General features: G+C 63.4%; 13 protein-coding genes. 10 read left to right on the forward strand and 3 right to left on the reverse strand.

All coding sequences use genetic code 11. The annotated features are described in order from the left end of the window. Positions 1-4 precede the first annotated feature (4 nt). Positions 5-316 (forward strand): hypothetical protein, encoded by a 312-nt coding sequence (locus JOF57_RS29110; RefSeq protein ID WP_209922867.1) that lies wholly within the window; start codon positions 5-7, stop codon positions 314-316. A gap of 43 nt (positions 317-359) precedes the next feature. Here the strand turns inward: JOF57_RS29110 and JOF57_RS29115 are convergent, their stop codons facing one another. Both JOF57_RS29115 and pks2 read right to left on the reverse strand, forming a co-directional pair. Further along, a complete protein-coding gene (locus JOF57_RS29115) occupies positions 360-1,172 on the reverse strand; it encodes a GAP family protein (protein WP_234938279.1) in 813 nt (270 codons plus the stop codon). 459 nt (positions 1,173-1,631) lie between these two features. Next, the gene (gene pks2 / locus JOF57_RS29120; protein ID WP_307870144.1) at positions 1,632-7,904 is read right to left on the reverse strand and encodes a sulfolipid-1 biosynthesis phthioceranic/hydroxyphthioceranic acid synthase; all 6,273 of its coding nucleotides are present in this window, start codon (positions 7,902-7,904) and stop codon (positions 1,632-1,634) included. Positions 7,905-8,365: 461 nt separating this feature from the next. On the opposite strand from pks2, the gene JOF57_RS29125 reads away from it, so the two are divergent. The 6 genes from JOF57_RS29125 to JOF57_RS29150 all read left to right on the forward strand — a co-directional run bounded on the left by JOF57_RS29125 (position 8,366) and on the right by JOF57_RS29150 (position 17,910). Beyond that, positions 8,366-10,102 carry an AMP-binding protein gene (locus JOF57_RS29125; RefSeq protein ID WP_209922870.1) on the forward strand — a complete coding sequence of 579 codons (1,737 nt, stop codon included), beginning with the start codon at positions 8,366-8,368 and terminating at the stop codon, positions 10,100-10,102. A gap of 23 nt (positions 10,103-10,125) precedes the next feature. Then, on the forward strand, positions 10,126-10,926 hold the full coding sequence (locus JOF57_RS29130) for an alpha/beta fold hydrolase (RefSeq protein WP_209922872.1): 801 nt from the start codon (positions 10,126-10,128) through the stop codon (positions 10,924-10,926). Positions 10,927-11,239: 313 nt separating this feature from the next. Further along, positions 11,240-11,650: an MmpS family transport accessory protein gene (locus JOF57_RS29135; RefSeq protein ID WP_307870145.1), complete on the forward strand. Its 411-nt coding sequence runs from the start codon at positions 11,240-11,242 to the stop codon at positions 11,648-11,650. Then, entirely contained in the window at positions 11,647-14,565 is a 2,919-nt protein-coding gene (locus JOF57_RS29140) for an MMPL/RND family transporter (RefSeq protein ID WP_209922874.1), read from the forward strand. The genes JOF57_RS29135 and JOF57_RS29140 overlap by 4 nt, the downstream gene beginning before the upstream one ends. Positions 14,566-14,600: 35 nt before the next feature. Further along, positions 14,601-17,435, forward strand: coding sequence for an MMPL/RND family transporter (locus JOF57_RS29145; RefSeq protein WP_209923819.1), 2,835 nt, complete (start codon positions 14,601-14,603; stop codon positions 17,433-17,435). A gap of 148 nt (positions 17,436-17,583) precedes the next feature. Then, positions 17,584-17,910, forward strand: a complete 327-nt coding sequence (locus tag JOF57_RS29150; protein WP_209922875.1) for a hemophore-related protein — start codon at positions 17,584-17,586, stop codon at positions 17,908-17,910. A 6-nt stretch (positions 17,911-17,916) separates the two neighbouring features. Here JOF57_RS29150 and JOF57_RS29155 read toward each other — a convergent pair whose 3' ends face one another. Beyond that, entirely contained in the window at positions 17,917-18,822 is a 906-nt protein-coding gene (locus JOF57_RS29155; RefSeq protein WP_209922877.1) for an IclR family transcriptional regulator, read from the reverse strand. Between the two features lie 103 nt (positions 18,823-18,925). On the opposite strand from JOF57_RS29155, the gene JOF57_RS29160 reads away from it, so the two are divergent. The 3 genes from JOF57_RS29160 to JOF57_RS29170 are packed head-to-tail and all read left to right on the forward strand — an operon-like array spanning position 18,926 to position 21,978. Further along, positions 18,926-20,053 (forward strand): hypothetical protein, encoded by a 1,128-nt coding sequence (locus JOF57_RS29160; protein ID WP_209922879.1) that lies wholly within the window; start codon positions 18,926-18,928, stop codon positions 20,051-20,053. A gap of 3 nt (positions 20,054-20,056) precedes the next feature. Further along, on the forward strand, positions 20,057-20,839 hold the full coding sequence (locus JOF57_RS29165; RefSeq protein WP_209922881.1) for an SDR family oxidoreductase: 783 nt from the start codon (positions 20,057-20,059) through the stop codon (positions 20,837-20,839). Continuing rightward, a complete protein-coding gene (locus tag JOF57_RS29170; protein ID WP_209922883.1) occupies positions 20,836-21,978 on the forward strand; it encodes a sulfotransferase family protein in 1,143 nt (380 codons plus the stop codon). The genes JOF57_RS29165 and JOF57_RS29170 overlap by 4 nt, the downstream gene beginning before the upstream one ends. Positions 21,979-22,044 lie beyond the last annotated feature (66 nt).

Below are 22,044 nucleotides of genomic sequence, written 5' to 3' on the forward strand. Positions count from 1 at the left end.
GGCGGTGCTGGAATTCATGGTTCGAAGCGTCATTGCGAATCAATCGCTCTACCGCAATCACACACCTGAGGTGTTCGACGGTGACATGGCACTGTTCTCCGCTCGGCAACACGTGAACGGCAGACTCGGTGACTCCGCACCGGAGTCGCGTTGGCGGATGTTCCGCAACCGTATGAATCCGCAACTGCTGCTGAGGAGTTGGCGACCCTATGTTTCGGGTCGAGTCAGCGCATTTTCAGTGGATTGCACGCATTACGAGATGCTGGCAGCGGATTCGTTGACCCAGTACGGTGATCAATTGCGTGTTTATCGCTAAGCCACGGCCAGGGCGCATCGGCTTGGATCACCAACGGCTTGGATCAGAGGCCGCCCAAGCCCCGGAGCACCAGGGAGGCCCCGACCACTGCGCAGATGGCGGCCGCGAACGTCTGACGATGAGCGCTGGCCCATTCATGCAGCTTGCGAAGTGTCGCTTGGGTTTTCGCCGGTGCGATCAGGTTGCTGATGAGAATGAACTCTTCCACCAGAAGTACGCCGAAGACGAAGGCGATCAGAGCGATCAACTGGACTTCGAACGACGCGCCCGAGGCGACGACGATGGCCAGGGCGAACAGAATCCCGTCGAGTGGTGGGACCACGATGATCCCGATGACGAAGGGGATCCAGGGGGACCCGTTCTGCCAGGCTTCGCGGATCCGGCCGAGGAACCGCGGAGATTTTGAATCGGCATCGGAATCGGCCGGACTGGAGTACAACAGCCTTGTGATGGCCGGGGGCGCGCCAGAATCATCCACGAGTGTCGAGGTGGTGCCAACGCCGTCTCCCGCCGGCTTCCGCTGACTACCTACGGCGACTGGTTTGCGCAACAAGTTGCGGGCCACCATGAATACGGCGATCGCCAGCAGCAGTATGCCTATGCCGATTGTGATGCGCTGAGTGAGTGGATCTGCGGTGGGATGTGCAAATTTCTTCGCGAATGCGGATGACGCCGGAGTGGAGTGGAGCACGATCAGCGGAATGACGAGGCTGGCCATTCCTATCAGCACTGCGCCCGCCCAGTAGGCGAGCAGATTTTTCACCGGTCGTGGCCGCGAGAGCACCAAGAGGATGATTCCGAGGCGCACCGGATTGATCGTCGTCAAAAGCGCCAGTACTACCAACGAGCCCCACATGACCGAAATCCTACCTCGGTTACTATTTGCTGTTGTGGTTCTTGAAACTTCATCTTGTCTATTTCGGGCTTGTTTGGCCGCGCGAATCCACGGGGCTGCACAAGTTGTGGTGTGCGAAACCTGAACTACGCGGCCCCATCGCGCATCGGCTCCGCCGATCTCGGTGTTGCTCCGCTGTTCTTCCCAACTGTGACGGCATCGAATTGTTCAGATTTATTGTTAAGTAAGTAGTTTCGCTGCAATGCTGTCGGTGGCTGCCGAATTGGATGGCCGGAGACCCTGATCGGCCCGAGGTCTGCTGCACGATGTGGGTGAAGGGTCGGCGGAGGCGGCCGATGGTTCGCCACGCGTCTCGGCTGCAGACTCGGTCGATCTGCGGACACGCGATTCAGCTGCCTGTTCGAAAGTTTGCTGTAGGCGATCTGACTCGACTGATTCAATCGCTTGCCTTCCGGCATGTCAGGCCGCTCCTGCGGGCAGGAGCTTTTCGCACAGCAGGTCTGCCAGACCGTGAACGGTGGTGATTCCTGTTGCCGAGATCCGTATTCCAGTTGCGTTCTCGATGCGGGTTCGTAGTTCAAGAGCTCCCAGTGAATCCATGCCGTACTCGGAGAGGGGGCGGTCCGGGTCGACACTGCGGCGCAGGATCACGCTCACTTGATCGGAGATGACATGCCGCAATTTGCCGGCCCACTCTTCGGGGGGCAGCTCATCGAGTTCGGCGTGCAGCTTGCTGGTGCCCGTGGAACTTTGGCCGGTTGATCGGAATGCCTCGGCGAACGGGCTGCGTTCGGCGAACAGGCTCAACCAGGGCGCGCCTGTGATCGGTGCGTAGCCGGTGTACGCCCGGTCGTGACGCAGCAGTGCTTCGAACGCATACGCGCCTTCGTCAGGCGCAATGGCGATTCCGGCGCCTTCGGCCAGGTCGGTGCCGCACCCGATCTTCCCCCACGCGCCCCAAGCGATAGCGGAGCCCGGCAATCCCTTGGACCGGCGCCACAAGCTGAAGGCGTCCAGCCAGCTGTTGGCCGCGGCGTAGGCCCCCTGCCCGGGTGAACCGACCAGCGCCGCCGCCGACGAGAACGAGCAGAACCAGTCCAGCGGCTGGTCGGCGGTCGCGGTGTGCAGATTCCACGCGCCGTAGACCTTTGGTGCCCAGTCCCGCTCGATGAGCTCGTCGGTGATGTTGGTCAGCGCAGCATCCTCGATCACCCCCGCCGCGTGTAACACCCCCCGCACCGGAAGTCCATCGGCGGTTGCCACTGCCACCAATCGTTCCGCGGTGCTTGCTTCGGCGATGTCGCCGCACTCGACCAGTACGTCGACACCGGTCGCGCGGATGCGATCGAGGATCTTCGACACCGGTGCGCTCGGCTGTGACCGAGAGGACAGCACGAGACGTCCGCACCCGTTGGCTGCCATTTTCTCGGCCATGAACAACCCAAGGCCTCCGAGTCCACCGGTGACGATGTACGCGCCGTCCGTCCGGTACACCCGCACCTGAGATGGCGGAACTACAAGCCGGGTGGAGCCGGTGTGCGGGATGTCGAGCACGAGCTTGCCGGTGTGTTGGGCACCGCTCATCATCCGGATGGCGGTGGCCGCGTCGTCGAGCGGATAGCGGGTGAACTCGGGCATCGGCAGGTCGCCTTCGGCGCTCAGGAGATACACCGTCGACAGCAACTCCCGCAGTTGATCCGGATGGCTGACGGACATCAGCGCCAGGTCGACGGCGTAGAACGAGAGGTTGCGCCGGAAGGGGAAGAGGCCCAGCCGGGTGTCACCGTAGATGTCCCGCTTGCCGATCTCCACGAATCGCCCACCGAACGCCAGCAATTCGAGGCCGGCCCGCTGGGCGGCACCGGTCACTGAATTGAGCACGATGTCCACCCCGTATCCCTGGGTGTCCTGGCGTATCCGATCGGCGAACTCCAGGGTCCGGGAGTCGTAGACATGCTCAACGCCCATGTCCCGCAACAACTGCCGTCGCTGCTCGCTGCCGGCCGTAGCGAAGATCTCCGCGCCGGCGGCGCGGGCGATTGCCATCGCGGCCTGGCCGACCCCGCCGGTCGCCGAGTGGATCAGCACCTTGTCGCCCGCCTTGATGCGGGCCATGTCGTTGAGGCCGTAGTAGGCGGTGGCGGTTGCGATGGTCAGTGCCGCCGCCTCGGGGTCGGACAACCCGGACGGCAAGGTGGTGGCCAGGCGCGCGTCGCAGGTGACGAACGTGCCCCAACAGCCATCGGCACACAGACCGCCCACATGGTCACCGACGTTGTGGTCAGTGACGTCGGGTCCGACCGCGGTCACTACCCCGGCGAAGTCGATGCCGAGCTGGGGAAGTTGGCCGTCGAAGGCGGGGTAGCGGCCGAAAGCGACCAGTACGTCGGCGAAGTTGATGCTGGACGCGGTCACTGCGACCTCGATCTGCCCCGGACCCGGCGGAACATGTTCGCAGGCTACGAGTTCCATCGACTCCAGGTCCCCTGGCGTGCGGATCTGCAGCCGCATCCTGTCGCGTTCATGATGGGAGATGGTGGTCTGCCGCTCCTCGGGACGCAGCGGGGCGAGGCACAGCCGGGCGGCGTACCACCGACCGTTGCGCCATGCGGTCTCGTCCTCATCGGATCCGCTGAGCAACTGTGCGGCCAGCTGCTCCACGTCGACGGTCTGGTCCACATCGATCTGCGTGGCGGCCAAATGCGGGTGTTCGGTACCGATGACGCGGATCAGGCCGCGTAGCTCAGCCTGCTCCAGATTGGCCACATCGCCTGCCATCACTGTCTGCGCATTGCGGGTCACGACATACAGTCGGGGCAGTTCACCGCGAATCTCCGGCAATTCGCGGGTCATGTGGACCAGATGGCGCACATATTCACGCCCCAACAACGGCGACTGTTCGGCGTGGTCACCGTCATTCGGCGCCGCCACGATGACCACCCCGGTGAATCGGCCGGCCCGTAGATGGCTGGCGAGCTGCTCGCAGGTGCGTGAGTCGTCAGCCTGGTTGGGCCAACTCATGCTGGTGCACAGTGCGCCACGGTCTTTCAGGATGTCGCACAGCTTGTCGGCGACCACGTCCGGGCCCGCGGCGGCGCTGATCACCAGCCACGAGCCGGCATCGGGGTATTCCACCTCCGGCAGTTCCCGCTGGCGCCATTCGACGGCGAGCAGTCTCTCGCTGAGAAGCTGGTCGTCGTGCGCGCTGGCGGATGCGCCGGTGCCCAGACGTAGTCCCTGCACACTCAGCAGCACGGCGCCGTCCGGGTCGAGGACATCGATGTCGGCCTCGATGCCCGTGGTGTCAGCGGCGGTCAACCGCGTGTAGCAATAGTGCGCGTTGCGGGCCGGGCCGTACGTGCGTAACCGTCGCACCCCCAGCGGCAACCCCAGCACGTCTCCGCCGAGCGCCTGGACATCGGGATGAGCCTCGACCGATTGGAAGCAGGCATCCAGGAGCGCCGGATGTACCCCGTACGCGTCCTGTTGTGAGCGGATCGAACGGGGGAGCGCCACCTCGGCGAGCACCGTGCGCGCCTCTGCCTCGCCGGTGTACACGGTCACGAGACCGGTGAACGCCGCACTGTACTGAATACCATGCTGGCCCACTCGATTACGCACCTCGGTGCCATCCTCGGCGCAGGGATGGGCGGTCAGGATCGCAGATATGTCGTAGCTGGGCGGAATCTCATCCGCCGCGGCCCGCAGGACAGCCGTCGCGTGCCGCGCCTGCTGGCCCTCCTCGTCGGTTTCGACGTTGAAGCCGGCGACGCCGGGAGACGATACCGTTGCCGAGGCGCTGACCACCGTCTGCTCCTCCAGCAGTAACGCCCGCTCAAACCGGATGTCGCGGACTTCTGAGATCTCACCCACCACAGTCCGGGCGGCAGCCAGCGCCATCTCGCAGTACGCGGCGCCAGGAAGCACGGGGACCGAGCGAACCTGGTGATCTGCCAGCCACGGCTGGGCGGCAGTGCCGACATCGGCCTGCCACACGTAGCGTTCCGGCTCCTCGTGCAGTCGGACATTGGCTCCCAACAGCGGATGCACTGCGATGGTGCAACCGCCATGGGTCGGCGCTTCCTGGCCGCCGCCGCTGAGCCACAGCCGGCGGTGCGTCCAGGACGGTAGCGGCGCGTCCACCAGCTGACCACTCGGGCACAGCACCGAGAAGTCGACCTCGGCGCCGGCACTGTGAAGGTCGATCAGGAGCCCGCGCAGTCCGTTCGGCATTGAAAGCTGTCGGCGCATCGCGGCCAGGGCGGCCATCGGTGTTTCGCGGCCGGCGGCGGTCTGTTCCAGGGCCCGGGTGAGCAGCGGATGCGGCGAAAGTTCGGCGAAGACGCGGTGGCCGTCCTCCAGCGCAGCCTGTACCGCGGTGGCGAAGCGCACCATCTTGCGCATGTTGGTCACCCAGTACTGCGCATCGCACACCGGCTGCTCCCGTGGATCGAACAGGGTCGCCGAATAGAACGGGATCTCCGGTGTCATGGGTTTGAGATCTGCGAGCGCCTCGGTGAGATCGCTGACGATCGGTTCCACCTGAGGTGAATGGAAGGCCACATCGACGGGGACTTCGCGGGCCAAGATCCCACGTTGTTCCCAGTCCGCCACCAGGTCTCGCACCGTCTGTGTTGTACCTGCGACGACAGTGGACTGCGGCGAAGCCACCACCGCCACCACAACGTCGTTGATGCCGCGGCCGGTCAACTCCGAAAGCACCTGTTTGGCAGGCAGTTCCACGGCCGCAGTGGCGCCCTTGCCGGCGATTCGGGACATCAGCGCAGACCGGCGGCAGATGAGTCGCAGCCCGTCCTCGAGCGAAAGCGCCCCGGCGACGACAGCTGCTGCACCTTCGCCCAGGGAGTGGCCGATGACCGCACCGGGGTGCACACCATGCGCACGCATGGTGGCGGCCATGGCGACCTGCATGGTGAACAATGTCGGCTGCAACCGGCCCTGACCGCTGACGGTTTCCCCCGACGACATCGCCTCGGTCACAGAGAATCCCGACTCTGATGCGATGATCGGTTCGGCCTGCGCCACGGTCGCTGCGAACACCGGTTCCGTCACCAGCAGATCGGCGCCCATTCCTGCCCATTGCGAACCCTGACCGGAGAACACCCATACCGGCCCTCGATCGTCGCGCCCCACGGCGGCTTGATAGGGGGTATCGCCGTCGGCGACCTCGCGTAAGGCGGCAATAAGTTCTGGTCGGCTACCCGCGCTGACGGCGGTGCGTACCGGCCGATGAACGCGACGACGGGCCAAGGTGTAGGCCAGATCCGTCAGGCCGACATCGTCGTGTGCTTGTGTCCAGTCGGCGAGCCGGCCCGCGGTGCGGCGCAGCTCTTCGGCCGAGGTGGATGACAGCGGGAACAGTAAGGACGCAGGCGACTGGGCCGGCCCGGGTTCCGACGCCGGTACCGGGGCCTGCTCCACGATCGCGTGAACGTTGGTACCCGAAAGTCCATAGGAGGACACTGCTGCGCGTCGGGGGTGGTGCCCGTTGGTGCACCACGGTGTGGTCTCCTGCGGGACAAAGAGATTGGTCGGAATCTCGGCGAGCTTGTCGGGCAGGCGGGTGAAATGCAGGTTCTGTGGAACCTCGCCGTGCTGCACGGCGAGGACCGCCTTCATCAGCCCGACAGCACCCGAGGCCGCCTGGGCATGTCCGAGATTGGTCTTCACCGACGCGAGTGCACAGGGGCCGTCGATGCCGTAAACCTTGGCCAGACTGGCGTATTCGATGGGGTCACCCACCGGTGTCCCGGTGCCGTGCGCCTCGACCATTCCGACGGTGCCGGGATCCACCCCGGCTGCGGTCAGGGCCGCCCGATAGACCGCGGTCTGGGCGGCTTCCGACGGGGTCGCGATGTTCACGGTACGACCGTCTTGATTGGCGGCTGTTCCACGTATGACGGCGAGAATGCGGTCGCCGTCCCTCATGGCGTCGGACAGTCGTTTGAGCAACACCACGACACAGCCTTCACCGCTTACGAACCCGTCGGCCGCGACATCGAAGGCGTGGCAGTGCCCGGTCGCCGACAGCATGCCCTCGGCTGAACCCGAAGCGAACTTGCGCGGGTCCAACGCCAGTGTGGCGCCGCCCGCCAGAGCGAAATCGCTCTCGCCCTCGTGCAGGCTGCGACACGCCAGGTGGACCGCCGTCAGGCCGGACGAGCATGCTGTGTCTACCGTGAGCGCAGGGCCGTGCACCCCGAGCGCGTAAGCGATCCGGCCGGAGGCCAGGCTGAAGTTGTTGCCGCTGAAGCCATATGCCGCCTCCAGGACCTGAGCGTCGGCTGCCAGCATCTGGTAGTCGGCGTGCGTCAGTCCGACGAACACACCTGTCAGTGAGTTGGCAAGCTCATCACGAGTGAGTCCGGCGTGCTCCATGGCTTCCCAGGCGGTCTCCAGCAACAACCGCTGCTGCGGATCGAGTGCGACACCTTCACGTTCGTTGATGCCGAAGAACTCAGCGTCGAAGCCGGCAACGTCGTCGAGGAACGCACCCCACTTCGACACCGACCGACCGGGCACCCCCGACTCCGGGTCGTAGTATTCGTCCGCGTCCCAGCGGTCAGGCGGAACCTCGGTGACCAGTTCATCGCCTCGAATCAATGCCTCCCACAGGCGTTCGGGGGAGTCGATGCCGCCCGGGAGCCGGCAGGACATGCCGATTACGGCGACCGGGGTGACCGGTGCAGCGGGTCCGCGGGCCGCACCGATACCGGCATCCGACCATGGAACCCCCCCGCGCCCGATTTCGAATGCATTCAACTGCCACTCCTCCCGGCAAGCCTTTCCGCGGTTCATCCGCGACGAGGCCGGATACCTGCATTCGTACGCCGAGCTGCAGAATTTGATCGCTGGTAGCGAGCGTCCATTAGCTGCTCAACGCCCGTCGCGGGCGCTCACAAAAGCTAACAGTATGTTCGCTGCGCAAAGTTGTCTCGCGATCGGATCAATCCACAGGTGAGATTCAGGCGATTTCAACTACTTCGGGGCCTATCTCGTGCTCAAGCCTTAACAGTCAAGATCAGAGGTGTTTCGCCGCTTTCGCGTCATCGTTTCGCTCACGTCGCCACCCTGGTGCGGAATGACGTGGATGTGATTCATGAGACCACCCAAATGCAGTTTGCTGACGGTTTCGGATATGTCGGCGCGCTGACCGCGATACCCTGACTTCCGTGGGCGAGGCATCCATTTTGACGTTGCTGCAGGAGCGTGCTGGCCTGCAGGGCGATGACACGGCGATGACGTTTGTTGACTATGAACATAATTCGGACGGCTCGGCCGAGAGCCTCACCTACTCGCAGCTGTATCGGCGTGCGTGCAACGTTGCGCGCGGACTCGGCAGCTTCGGCTCACCCGGCGACCGTGCCCTCATCCTGGCGCCACAGGGGTTGGACTACATCGTCGCCTTCTTCGGTGCACTACAGGCGGGCCGGATCGCGGTTCCGTTGGCGGTTCCCATGGGAGGTGTCAGCGACGAGCGGGTCAGCTCGGTACTGCAGGATGCCGAGCCCACGGTCATCCTGACCACGTCTGCCGTCGCCGGTGCTGTCACCGATTACCTCAGAACGAATTTCCTGGCCGCCCCGGCGATCGTCGAGGTCGACACACTGGATCTCGACGCTGCGGGCCCGGCCGGATCGCACAGCGAAAATCCCACGGATACCGCGTATTTGCAGTACACGTCCGGGTCGACTCGGCTGCCAGCCGGGGTCATGATGTCGCACCGAAACCTCTTGGCCAACTTCGAACAGCTGATGTCCGGCTACTTCGCCGAATTCGGAAATGTCGTTCCAGAGGGTTCGGCCATCGTCTCGTGGCTGCCGTTCTATCACGATATGGGCTTGTACCTGGGGGTCTGTGGGCCGGTGCTGTCAGGAGTCCCAGCCGTCCTGATGAGCCCGGTGGCGTTCCTGCAACGCCCCGCCCGGTGGATGCGGATGCTCGCGACCAACGGCCGTACCTACACGGCCGCACCGAACTTCGCGTTCGAACTGGCGGTGCGCAAGACGTCGGACGCGGACATGGCCGGGCTCGATCTCTCAAAGATTCTCGTCATCATCACCGGTAGTGAGCGAGTACATCCGGCAACACTCGAGCGTTTCACTCAGCGGTTTGCCAGGCACAACCTGGACCCGGCGGTGATACGACCTTCCTACGGGATGGCTGAAGCCACGGTGTACATCGCGACCCGGGAATCGGGTGAACCGCCGGCCATCGTGCGGTTCGAATCCGAACCGCTGACCTCCGGCGGCGCGCGGCGCTCTGAGAACGGAACGGGCATCCCCCTGGTCAGCTACGGCATTCCGGTCTCACCGACGATCAGGATCGTCGACTCCGAGACCCACGCCGAGTGTCTACCCGGAAGCGTCGGGGAGATCTGGGTGTACGGCGACAACGTCGCAAGCGGCTACTGGAACAGGCCGGATGAAACCGAGTCAACCTTCGGTGCAAGGATTGCCGCTCCGGCGGTGGGTACGCCAGAAGGCCCTTGGTTGCGTACCGGGGACTCGGGATTCACGTTCGACGACGAGTTGTACGTCATCGGCCGGATCAAGGATCTGCTGATCGTCTACGGGCGTAACCACTCTCCCGACGACATCGAGGCGACGGTCCAGGAGGTCAGCCGCGGCCGGTGTGCAGCCATAGCGGTCCCGGACGGCCCTACCGAAAAGCTGGTCGTCATCATCGAATTCAGGAAGCCGCCGGAGTCACCCGATTTGCCCACGGAGCAACTCTCGGCCGTCAAGCGTGATGTGACCTCGGCTATCTTCAACACGCACAGCCTGGGAGTGGCAGATCTTGTTCTGGTGCCGCCCGGTTCGATCCCGATCACCACGAGCGGCAAGGTCCGCCGTGCGGCGTGCGTCGATCAGTACCGGCAGGGCGAGTTCGCCCGCCTGGACGCATGAGCAGCCGTGTGGGCGGATGACGGGTGAACCTGGCCTACGAAGACCGCGGCGACGGTGAGCCTGTGCTGTTCATCGCCGGGCAGGGCGGCGTCGGACGCACCTGGGATCTCTATCAGGTGCCCGCATTCCGCGCCGCGGGCTATCGCGTCATCACCTTCGACAACAGGGGTGTGGGCGCGACGTCGGATGCCGACGGCTTCACCACGGCGACGATGGTGGCCGACACGGCGGAGTTGATCGAGCGACTCGACATCGCCCCCGTCCGGGTAGTGGCGGTGTCGATGGGCTCGTATATCGCGCAAGAGCTGATGCTGGCCAGGCCTGAACTGGTGAGCCGGTCGGCGTTGATGGCCACCCGTGGGCGCCATGACCGTACACGCGAGTTCTTTCGTATCGCGGAGCGGGACCTTGCCGATGCCGGTGTGCGGTTGCCCGCCACATATGACGCGAAATTGCGCCTGCTGGAAAACTTCTCACCGAAGACCTTGAACAACGAAGGCTCTGCTCGGGACTGGATCGACACGTTCACCAGATGGCCGGCGAAGGTGACACCGGGAATTCGCGCTCAGTATGGCGTCGCTCCGCTGGAAGATCGAAGGCTGGCCTACCGGACGGTCGACACTCCGGTGCTCGTGATCGGATTCGCCGACGATCTGGTGATGCCCCCGCATCTCGGGGCCGAAGTCGCAGATGCCCTGCCCAACGGGCGCTATCTCGAGGTTGCGGATGCGGGCCACCTTGGCTTCCTGGAACGGCCTCAAACGGTGAATTCGGCAATCTTGAATTTCTTTGCAGAGTCACGCAACGGCCATTCAGTCACATGAAAATTGTTAGCCGCGTTAAATTGAGTTCCACGGCGGCGGCCCCGCCAAATGCATTACGATGCCGTATCACCTTGGGAATGGACAGATATGGAGGTTGCCTGAATGCTCTACTGGTCAGGCTCGGATCGTCCTGCCCGGGCTGTTGCATGCTTGCCGTGACACCCATTTGCGGCAGGCCCGAGAGCGCTGCCGTAAATGAATCGCCGGCGTCTTTCGGGTATCGGTCGATGTACTTCGCCGGCTCCTGCGGCGTGGATGGTCCGGACTAGACCGCGGATTCAGGGGGTACTTGATAGTGGGGGTTCTGAAGCGGGTGTGGATTCCGCTGTTGATATTGGTGATCCTGGGTGCCGGAGGATTCACCGTTCTGCGGCTACATGGTGTTTTCGGCTCCGAGACCCGCCCTGCTTACGCCGACACCGAACTCGGTGAACGCAAGCCCTACGACCCTAAGCAGTTGGTGTACGAGGTATTTGGCCCGCCCGGGACCGTCGCCAACATCAGCTACTTCGACGTCGACGCCGAGCCGCAGTTCGTCGAGGGGGCAACCCTGCCGTGGTCATTGAATTTCCCGATGAGCGAGGCCACATCGATGGTCAATGTCATCGCGCAGGGTGACAGCAACACAATCGGTTGCCGCATCATCATCGATGACAAGGTGAAGTCGGAAAGAGTCGAGAATGGCGAAAGCGCTTTCACCTACTGCCTTCTGAAGGCCGCATGAGCAGCCCGACGACGAGCCCGACTCCGAGCCCGGCTCCTGGTCCGACTCCGGAGGCCAAACCGCCGTTCATCCCGAGGATGATCCGCGTGCTGGCGGTGCCGATCATCCTCGGCTGGTTGGTGATCGCATATTTGTTGAGCGCAGTCGTACCTCCGCTGGAGCAAGTGGAGAAGGAGCACTCCGTATCGCTGATCCCCAACGACGCGCCATCGTTCGAGGCGGTCCAACGCATGGGGAGGAACTTCCACGAAGCCACCTCGAACAGCGCGGCGATAATCGTGCTGGAGGGCGACCGACCACTCGGTGATGAGGCGCACCGGTACTACAACGATTTGATCCGCCAGCTGAAAGCCGACCCGGCCCACGTGCAGCATGTGCAGGATTTCTGGGGAGATCCGCTCATGTCCGGCGCGGCGCAGAGCGCCGACAACAAGGCCGTGTACGTCCAGATGGGCCTCGCGGGCGACCTTGGCCAACCTCTGTCGAACGAGTCCCTGGAAGCGGTCCGGGGCATCGTCGATCGGAGTTCACCTCCTGCGGGGGTCAAGGCTTATGTCACCGGGCCGGCGGCGATGGTCGCCGACCTGAGCGCGAGCGGCAACAAGACCGTCCTCCTGGTGACAGGCTTGAGCCTCGCGGTAATCCTGACGATGCTGCTGTTCTTCTTCCGCTCGATCTTCACGGCCGTGATCTTGCTATTCCTGGTGGGCATCCAACTGCAGGTGGCCCGGGGAGTGGTGGCACTTCTCGGCGATCAGGGCCTCATCAGCCTTTCAACCTATGCGGTCAACCTTCTGGTGACTCTCGGCATCGCAGCCGGCACCGACTACGGCATCTTCTTCGTCGGGCGCTACCAAGAGGCGCGCCAGGCCGGCGAGGAGAAGGAACAGGCTTTTTACACCACGTACCGCAGCGTCGGCAAGGTGGTGCTGGCATCTGGATTGACCATCGCCGGTGCCGTTTTCTGCCTCAGCTTCACCCGGTTGCCCTACTTCCGGACCCTTGGTATTCCGTGTGCCCTCGGCATGCTCGTGGCGGTGGCGGTGGCCCTGACGCTGATTCCGGCGGTCCTTGCGCTGGGCAGTCGATTCCGATTGTTCGAGCCCAAACGCAAAATCATTGTTCGCCGCTGGCGCCGCATCGGCACCGCCATCGTTCGTTGGCCGGCACCCATTCTCGTCGCCGCCTGTGCAGTGTCATTGATCGGGCTGTTGGCGCTGCCTGCATATCAGGCCGGCTACAACGACCAGAAATATCTACCGAAAGATATTCCGGCCAATGCCGGGTACGAGGCCGCCGGCAGGCATTTTCAGCAATCGCTGATGGCCTCGCCCGACGTGTTGCTGGTCGAGGCTGACCATGACATGCGGAACGCGTCCGATTTTCTGGTGCTGAACAAGCTGACCAAGGGCATTCTGGCCGTTCCCGGGGTGGCCCGCGTGCAGGCTGCGACCCGGCCGGAGGGTATTCCCCTCAAGCACACGACGATTCCGTTCATCATCAGTGCCTCAAATGCCAGCCAACTGCAGCTCTTGCCGTTTCAGAAGGCCCGCATGAATGACTTGCTCACCCAGGCCGACGAGATATCGAAGACCATCGCGGTGATGCAACGCATGTACGGCCTGATGCAGCAACTCGCCGTCACGACCAACAGTCTGGTGGGCAAGACACACGAACTCGAAGACACCACGTTGGAGCTGCGGGACCACATGGCGGACTTCGACGACTTCTGGCGCCCTGTGCGCAATTACCTGTACTGGGAGCCTCACTGTTTCGACATCCCGCTGTGCTGGTCCATCAAATCGCTTTTCGAGGCGCTGGACGGTGTCGACAAGCTCACCGTCTCCATGCACCAGCTGATCGGGAACCTCGATCAACTCAACATTCTCATGCCGCAGATGATCGCCCAGTTTCCAGCCATGATCGCCACGATGGAGAGCACCCGGACCATGATGCTGTCGATGCGCAGCACCATGGCGGGAATTCTGGCTCAGATGGACGAGATGTCCGATGGCGCAACGGCTATGGGCCGAGCCTTCGACGATGCCCAGAATGACGATTCTTTCTACATCCCGCCTGATGTATTCAAAAATGCGGACTTCAAGCGGGTCATGGACGTGTTCTTGTCGCCGGACGGTAAAACGGCGCGCCTGCTCATCTCGCAGCGAGGAGATCCGGCGACGCCCGAAGGCATTTCGCGGGTCGGCCCGATCAGGACTGCAGCTGAGGAGGCGCTCAAGGGAACACCGCTGGAGAGCGCCGGGCTTTATCTCACGGGCAGCTCGGCGATGGCGAAAGATCAGGTGGACGGGTCGACCTATGACCTTCTGATCGCGGGTATCGCCGCACTGTGTCTGATCTTCATCATCATGCTGATCATGATTCGGAGTCTGGTCGCAGCAATGGTGATCGTGGGTACGGTCGCGCTGTCTCTCGGTGCTGCGTTCGGCATGTCCGTCCTGATCTGGCAGCACATTCTAGGCATCCAGTTGAACTGGATCGTGCTCGCGATCGCACTCATCATCCTGTTGGCGGTCGGCTCCGACTACAACCTGTTATTGGTGTCCCGGATGAAAGAGGAGGTTCCGGCGGGCATCAATACGGGCATCATCCGCGCCATGGCCGGCAGCGGCAAGGTGGTGACGATCGCCGGTCTGGTGTTCGCCTCAACCATGTTGGCAATGTTGGCCAGCGATGTGCGCACCATCGGCCAGGTCGGTTCCACCATCGGTATCGGTCTCCTATTCGACACCCTGGTCGTACGTGCCTTCATGACCCCGTCCATCGCGGCCCTGCTGGGCCGATGGTTCTGGTGGCCGTTGCACGTTCGGCAGCGGCCGGCCAGTGCGCTGCTGCGGCCGATCGGGCCCCGACCGCTGGTCCGTTCCCTGTTGCTCAATCCCGACGAACGCTGACCGTGGTGAGCAACGGGCCACCGCGTATTGCGAGGATGATTCACCGGTTGGCGGTCCCGATCATCCTCGGCTGGTTGGTGTTCGTCGCAATTGCGACCTTCGCCATTCCGTCGCTCGAACACGTCGGCCGGCAGTATTCGGTGTCGCTGGTCCCCAAAGACGCCCCGTCGTTCCATGCGATGCAACGTATCGGCAAGAACTTCGGCGAATCGGATTCCGACAGCGTGGCGATGATCGCCGTGGAGAGCCAACAACCTCTGGGCGACGAGGCGCACCGTTACTACGACGACCTGATGCGGCAGTTGAAGGCCGACACCCGTCACGTGCAGCACGTGCAGGACTACTGGGCCGATCCACTCACCGCGCCGGCGGTCCAGAGCGCTGACAACAAGGCCGTTTATGTCCAGCTGAATCTCGCTGGTAACCAAGGCGAATCCCTGGCGAACGAGTCTGTGGAAGCCATCCGCGACATCGTGGCTCGCACACCGCCTCCGCCGGGAGTGAAGGCCTACGTCACCGGTCCCGCGCCGTTGGTCGCAGACATGAACCACGCCGGGGACAAATCCATCATCAAGATCACCATCGTCACTCTCGTGGTGATCCTTGCCATGCTGCTGCTGGTCTACCGTTCCGTGGTCACCGCGGTCCTTCTTCTCGTCATGGTGGGGATCCAGGTTCAGGCCGCTCGCGGGGTGGTCGCGTTCCTGGGCATGCACCAGGTCATCGGGCTGTCGACGTTCGCAGTCAACCTGCTGGTGTCGCTGGGCATCGCGGTGGGAACCGACTACGGGATCTTTTTCCTCGGCCGATACCAGGAGGCACGGCAAGCCGGCGAGGATCGGGAAGCCGCCTTCTACACCACATATCGAAGTGTGGCGAAGGTCGTCCTGGGCTCTGGGCTGACCATCGCCGGAGCCATCTTCTGCCTGAGTTTCGCCCGACTGCCCTACTTCCAGACGATGGGTCTTCCGACCGCGGTCGCGATGGTGGTCGCGGTCGCCGTGGCGCTCACCCTCGTCCCGGCGGTGCTCGCCTTGGGCGGTCGTTTTGGGCTCTTCGACCCCCAGCGCAAGATCGTCGTCCGGCGGTGGCGGCGGCTGGCGACGGCGATCGTCCGATGGCCGGCACCCATTCTCGTCACCGCCTGCGCAATCGCACTGACCGGGTTGTTGGCGCTACCGGCTTATCAGACCAGCTACAACGACCGCCTTTACGTGCCTGCCGACATTCCGGCCAACGTCGGATATGCGGCGGCCGAGAGGCACTTCCCGCAGTCCCGAATGACGCCTGACATCATGATGATCGAAGCCGACCACGATATGCGCAATCCTTCAGATCTGCTGATATTGAACAAGGTGGCCAAGGGGATTTTCGCCGTCCCGGGCATATCGCGCGTGCAGGGAATAACCCGGCCCGAGGGCAACCCGATCGACCGGACTTCGATACCGTTCCTGCTCAGCTTGCAGAGTGCCAATCAGAAACAGGTATTGCCGTTCCAGAAGGATCGCATGAAGGACCTGTTGAAACAGGCAGATGACATCACCACGCTGATCAACATCACGCAGCGGCTCTACGCTGTGGGGCAGCAAATGGCCACTACGACACATCGAATGACTGAAAACACACGCGAGTTGGACGCTGTCACCGATGAACTGCGGGACCACGTCGCCGATTTCGACGACTTCTTCCGGCCGATCCGCAACTATTTCTACTGGGAACCGCATTGCTTCGACATCCCATTTTGTTGGTCGACGAGATCACTGTTCGACTCGATCGACGGGGTCGATGCGGTCTCTGACAAATTGCATGAGCTCAGTCAGGAAACCGACAAGCTCGATGTGCTGATGCCCCAGTTGATGGCGCAGTTCCCGAAGATGATCGCGAGCATGAAGGCGATGAGAGCCTCGATTCTGACCATGCACAGCACCATGGCCGGCACCCTCGCGATGATGGATGAGATGAGCGAGAACGCCACCGCGATGGGCCAGGCATTCGACGCCGCCCGAAACGACGACTCCTTCTACCTGCCGCCCGAAGTCCTCCAGAACGAGGACTTCAAGCGTGCGATGACTCTGTTTTTCTCGCCCGACGGGAAGTCGGCCCGCTTCATCATTTCGCATCGGGGGGACCCCGCGACACCTGAAGGCATCTCGCGGGTCGACGCGGTGGTCAAGGCGGCCGAAGAAGCGTTGAAGGTCACCCCATTGGAGAGCGCCAAAATCTACTTGGCCGGTACCGCACCGACTTTCAAGGACATGCGGGACGGCTCGACCTATGACCTCCTCATCGCGGGAGTCGCTGCGCTGTGCCTCATCTTCATCATCATGTTGCTGGTCACGCGCAGCCTGATCGCTGCGCTGGTCATCGTTGGCACGGTGGCGCTTTCGCTGGGTGCGGCCTTCGGGCTCTCGGTGCTGATCTGGCAGCACATTCTCGGGATAGACCTGCACTGGCTCGTGCTCGCGATGTCCGTGATCATTCTTTTGGCGGTCGGTTCCGATTACAACCTGCTGCTGGTGTCACGGATGAGAGAAGAGATCGGCGTGGGGATCAACACCGGCATCATCCGCGCCATGGGCGGTAGCGGCAAGGTAGTGACGACCGCGGGACTGGTTTTCGCGTTCACCATGATGTCGATGGTGGTAAGTGATCTGCGGATCATCGGCCAGGTGGGTTCCACGATCGGCATAGGCCTGCTGTTGGACACCTTGGTGGTGCGTGCGCTCATGACGCCGTCCATCGCCGCGCTGCTGGGACGTTGGTTCTGGTGGCCGCAACGGGTGCGCCAACGGCCGGCAAGTGCGCTGTTGAGGGACACGGCTCCCCGGCCGGTGGCTCGCTCGCTAATGCTTCCGCCCGACGAGCGCTGATTTGTCTGCGCCTGTTCTGCGCAGCGGCGACAAATCGACAAATTGGGCAAATGGCAGAATCTACGGCCGGTGTAGCAAATTGCGAAAACCCCAAGCACATTCACTTTGGGCGGGTAGAGTCCGGGCATCGGGGGGAGGAGGTCTGCGCATGATTGAACTATCGCCGATCAAAGTGGCTGTCGCCGTCGGCGTTCTGGCAATATCCCTGTCTGCCGGCGCGGGGGTCGCGTCTGCAGATCCCAGGCTTGATTCGGCTGTTAACACAAGCTGTAGCTATTCGCAGGTGATGGGCGCGCTCAATGCGCAGAGTCCCATGGCCGGCGCTTCACCGGCAGTGCAGTCGGTTCTGGGGCAGTTCCTCGAGGCGCCGCGTGATCAGCGTCAGCGAATGGCCGAGGGCATCGCTGCTCAACCGGCCAATCAGCCTTATCTGGGGTTGCTGCAGACGGTCTTCGACACCTGTAACAACTTCTGAACGGTTTCAGTACGTCGGCTTGGTTCCGCCGAGTTGCTTGGTCAACGCGTCGGCCGTCGCCACCAGCGCGCGGGCGCGATCGCTGATCTCCCTATCCGTCAATGCCGTTCCGATGTGCAGTGATACCGCCATCACCTGCCGTCGATAGTGGTCGAACACCGGTGCCGAGATGACGCTGATGTCATGTGGCGTGCGGCGGCCCTCGCCTTCATTCCGCAGATACACCCGCTCGCCGATGTCGGAGACCAACTCGCTCAGCAGCGCGCGCAGTTCGTCGGGCAGATTGGTCGACATCCCCGCCATCAGCGCATAGAGCCTGCGGCCGCCCGGTGTCAGTCGTTCCACCAGATATCCGTCGGCACGGCAGCTTTCGATGACCCGCTGCAGTCGTGCGGATTCGGTGCGCAGCGGGATGGTCGGCACCTTGGCCAGCCAGGTCCGCAGCGCGTCGTCGTCCCACAGCACGAACATCAGGCCGACCGGTGGGGCGAACGGATAGCTCTGTCCGACCCGCACCCCTGGGTCGCGGCCCGGCGGGCCGACCAGTTCCAGGACGGTGATCCGGTCGTCGACCACGGCGGTCAGGCCCGCCGAGGTATCGAACGTGGCTGACAGCGTGTGTAACTCGGCTCGGGCCGCCGGGTTCACGCGCATCGACTCCTGTGCTGCGTGGCCGAGTGAGATCAGGCTCGGCCCGAGGCGGTACGTCTTGTCTTCGCGGTCCCGGATCAGGTAGCCCGATTCGGTGAGTGTGCTGAGGATGCCCAGGCAGGTGGGCTTGCTCAGGCCGACGCGGCGGGTGAGCTCGGAGAGCCCGAACCGCTCCTGCGGGTGGTGGGACAGGAAATCCAGGATGGCCACCACCCGCGCCGTCGGAGGTGAGGCGCGGCCGGCCGGCTCGTCGTCTGGCATCGGTCTTCCTCCTCAGCGTTGACTCGAATTGGGACGCGTTCTAGTGTCAGGTAGGAAACTCTACCACTGCGGTCCAATATTGGACCGAGAGAGCAGATGCTGGATGTACTCACAGCCGTTGACAGACGCCATCGCCGAGGCCGAACACCTGGTGACCGCGGCCCACTTCATCGAATCCGAGGCGGACCTGCTCGAGGGTCTGCAATACCTGGCCGGATGTATCGCGGCGTGCACGCACGTCGCGTTCGATTACGACCGCGACCACCCGTTCCTGCACAGCGGAACCGGACCGTTCACCAAGATGGGCCTGGACAACCCCGACACCATGTACTTCGGCACCCGGGTTCACCCCGGCCACGAGTACGTCGTCACCGGACGCCGCGGCACCACCACCGACGTCAGCTTCCAGCTCCTCGGCGGTGAGTACACCGACGAGAACGTTCCCGACAGTGACACTGCCTTCGACGATCGCAAGCTCGACATCGCGGCCGACGGCACCTTCGAGTGGCGGTTCAGCCCGGCGACGCCCTCGCAGCTGGTGATCCGGGAGGTCTACAACGACTGGTCGGCACAACGCGGCACCTTTGCGATCTCGCGTACCGACACTGCCGGCACCGCGCCGGCGCCGCTGACCCGCGAACTCATCGAGAAGCGTTACGCCACTGCGGGTAAGCAACTCGTGCAGCGGGTCAAGACCTGGCTGCAGTTCCCGAAGTGGTTCTACGACAACCTGCCCGTCAACACGCTGACCGCGCCGCGCCTCACCCCCGGCGGGCTCGCCACCCAGTACTCATCGGTCGGGCACTACGACATGACACCGGACCAGGCGATGATCATCACGCTGCCGGTGTCGGATGCGCCCTACCTGGGCTTCCAGCTGGGTAGCCTCTGGTACATCTCGCTGGACTACATCAACCACCAGACCTCGCTGAACGGCACCCAGGCGCAGGCGGATCCGGACGGAAAGATCCGGATCGTGGTGTCGGAGAACAGCCCCGGTGTCACCAACTGGTGCGAGACATTGGGCCACGGCAAGGGGTATCTGCAGTTCCGCTGGCAGCGGGTGTCGCGCGAGCTGAGTGCGCAGGACGGGCCGACCGCAGAGTTGGTGGACATCGGCTCGGTGGCCGATAAGCTGCCGTATTACGAGAGCAACAAGATTTCCGACGATGACTGGCGGGCGCGGATTGCGCTGCGTCAGAAGCTTATTGGTGAAAGGATGGTGGGCTGACCGATGGCCGGACTGCTCGAAGGCAAGGTAGTGGTGATCAGCGGGGTCGGGCCCGGGCTCGGGACGACGCTGGCCCGCCGATGCGCGGAGAACGGCGCCGACCTCGTGCTGGCCGCCCGCACGGTGGAGCGGCTCGAGGACGTGGCCAAAGAGGTGACGGGACTGGGCCGTCGTGCGCTCGCGGTGGGCACCGACATCACCGACGAGGAACAGGTCGCCAACGTGGTGGCCCGCACGATGGAGGAGTACGGCAAGGCCGACGTGTTGATCAACAACGCGTTCCGGGTGCCGTCCATGAAGCCGTTCGCGAACACCACGTTCGAGCACATGCGGGATGCGATCGAGCTGACCGTGTTCGGCGCACTGCGCATGACCCAGGGCTTCGCGCCGGCCCTGGAAGCTGCCAAAGGCTCGGTGGTGAATGTCAATTCGATGGTCGTGCGGCACTCACAGGCCAAGTACGGCGCCTACAAGATGGCCAAGTCGGCCCTGCTGGCCATGTCGCAGACCCTGGCCACCGAGCTGGGGGAGAACGGCATCCGGGTCAACTCGGTGATGCCCGGCTACATCTGGGGTGAAACTCTGGAGGGGTACTTCAACCATCAGGCGCAGAAGTACGGCACCACCGTGGAACAGATCTACAACGCGTCGGCGGCCGGGTCCGATCTCAAGCGTCTGCCCACCGAGGACGAGGTGGCCTCGGCGATCCTGTTCATGGCCAGCGACCTGTCCAGCGGCATCACCGGCCAGGCTCTTGACGTGAACTGCGGAGAATACAAAGCATGACCCGCACCAATGTCGGCACCGTCGAGGATCTGCACGCCTCGGCGGTGAAGGCCTGCGGCCTAGAGGATTTCGGCACCGACGACGACAACTACCTCGAAGCTCTCGGAGTGCTGCTGGAGTCCTACCAGCGCGACGCCGATCTGACCGAGCTGGGCAGCAAGATGCAGCGCTTCTTCACCCGAAACGCGCTGGTGGCCCGTCTGGTGTCCAACGCCGCCTTCACGCAGTACCCGCAGCATGTCGACGTGCCCATCGAGCGGCCGATCTTCGTCACCGGCCTGCCGCGCACCGGGACCACGGTGATCCACCGGTTGCTCACCGCCGACCCGACACATCAGGGTTTGGAGATGTGGCTGGCGGAGTTCCCGCAGCCGCGGCCGCCGCGCGAAACCTGGCCGGACAACCCGGTTTTCAGTGCGCTCGACGCCCGGTTCAAACAGGCGCACGAGGAGAACCCGGATTACACCGGGCTGCACTTCATGACCGCCGACGAGGTCGAGGAATGCTGGCAGTTGCTGCGCCAGTCGTTGCACTCGGTGTCCTACGAGACGCTGGCCCATGTACCGACCTACTCGCAGTGGCTGGCCCGTCAGGACTGGTCCAAGTCTTACCGACGGCACCGGAAGAATCTGCAGCTGATCGGCCTCAACGAGCCCGAGAAGCGTTGGGTACTCAAGAACCCCAGCCATCTGTTCGCCCTCGATGCGCTGTTCGAGGCGTACCCGGATGCGCTCGTCGTCCAGTGCCACCGCCCGGCGGAGACCATCATGGCTTCGATGTGCTCGCTGGCGCAGCAGACCACCGACGGCTGGTCCAACACGTTCACCGGGAACGTGATCGGCGAAGATGCCATGGAAACCTGGTCGCGTGGCCTGGAGCTGTTCAATACCGAGCGGGCCAAGCACGATCCGGCCCAGTTCTGCGATGTGGACTACTTCGATTTCGTCAAGGATCCGGTGGGCGCTGTCGAAGGTATCTACCGCACCTTCGGCCTGGAGTTCACCGACGCCGCGCGGCAGGCGATGGTCGCCAGTCATACCGCCAGCCAGCAGGGACCCCGCGCACCGAAGCACACCTACTCACTGGCCGACTACGGGTTGACCCCCGAGGCAGTCAAGGAGCGGTTCAAGGGGCTGTGACTTTGTCCGCGAGCAGACGGAGAATCGCATTGCCCGGCGGGGTCTTGTGCGATTCTGTGTCTGCTC

Source organism: Mycolicibacterium lutetiense (assembly GCF_017876775.1).
Classification (GTDB): Bacteria; Actinomycetota; Actinomycetes; order Mycobacteriales; family Mycobacteriaceae; genus Mycobacterium; species Mycobacterium lutetiense.

Coding starts and splice junctions, on each gene's coding strand:
- JOF57_RS29115 (WP_234938279.1), bottom strand. CDS start 1,172: ATGTGGGGCTCGTTGGTAGTACTGGCGCTTTTGACGACGATCAATCCG.
- JOF57_RS29140 (WP_209922874.1), top strand. CDS start 11,647: ATGAGCAGCCCGACGACGAGCCCGACTCCGAGCCCGGCTCCTGGTCCG.
- JOF57_RS29145 (WP_209923819.1), top strand. CDS start 14,601: ATGATTCACCGGTTGGCGGTCCCGATCATCCTCGGCTGGTTGGTGTTC.
- JOF57_RS29150 (WP_209922875.1), top strand. CDS start 17,584: ATGATTGAACTATCGCCGATCAAAGTGGCTGTCGCCGTCGGCGTTCTG.
- JOF57_RS29155 (WP_209922877.1), bottom strand. CDS start 18,822: ATGCCAGACGACGAGCCGGCCGGCCGCGCCTCACCTCCGACGGCGCGG.
- JOF57_RS29160 (WP_209922879.1), top strand. CDS start 18,926: ATGTACTCACAGCCGTTGACAGACGCCATCGCCGAGGCCGAACACCTG.
- JOF57_RS29165 (WP_209922881.1), top strand. CDS start 20,057: ATGGCCGGACTGCTCGAAGGCAAGGTAGTGGTGATCAGCGGGGTCGGG.
- JOF57_RS29170 (WP_209922883.1), top strand. CDS start 20,836: ATGACCCGCACCAATGTCGGCACCGTCGAGGATCTGCACGCCTCGGCG.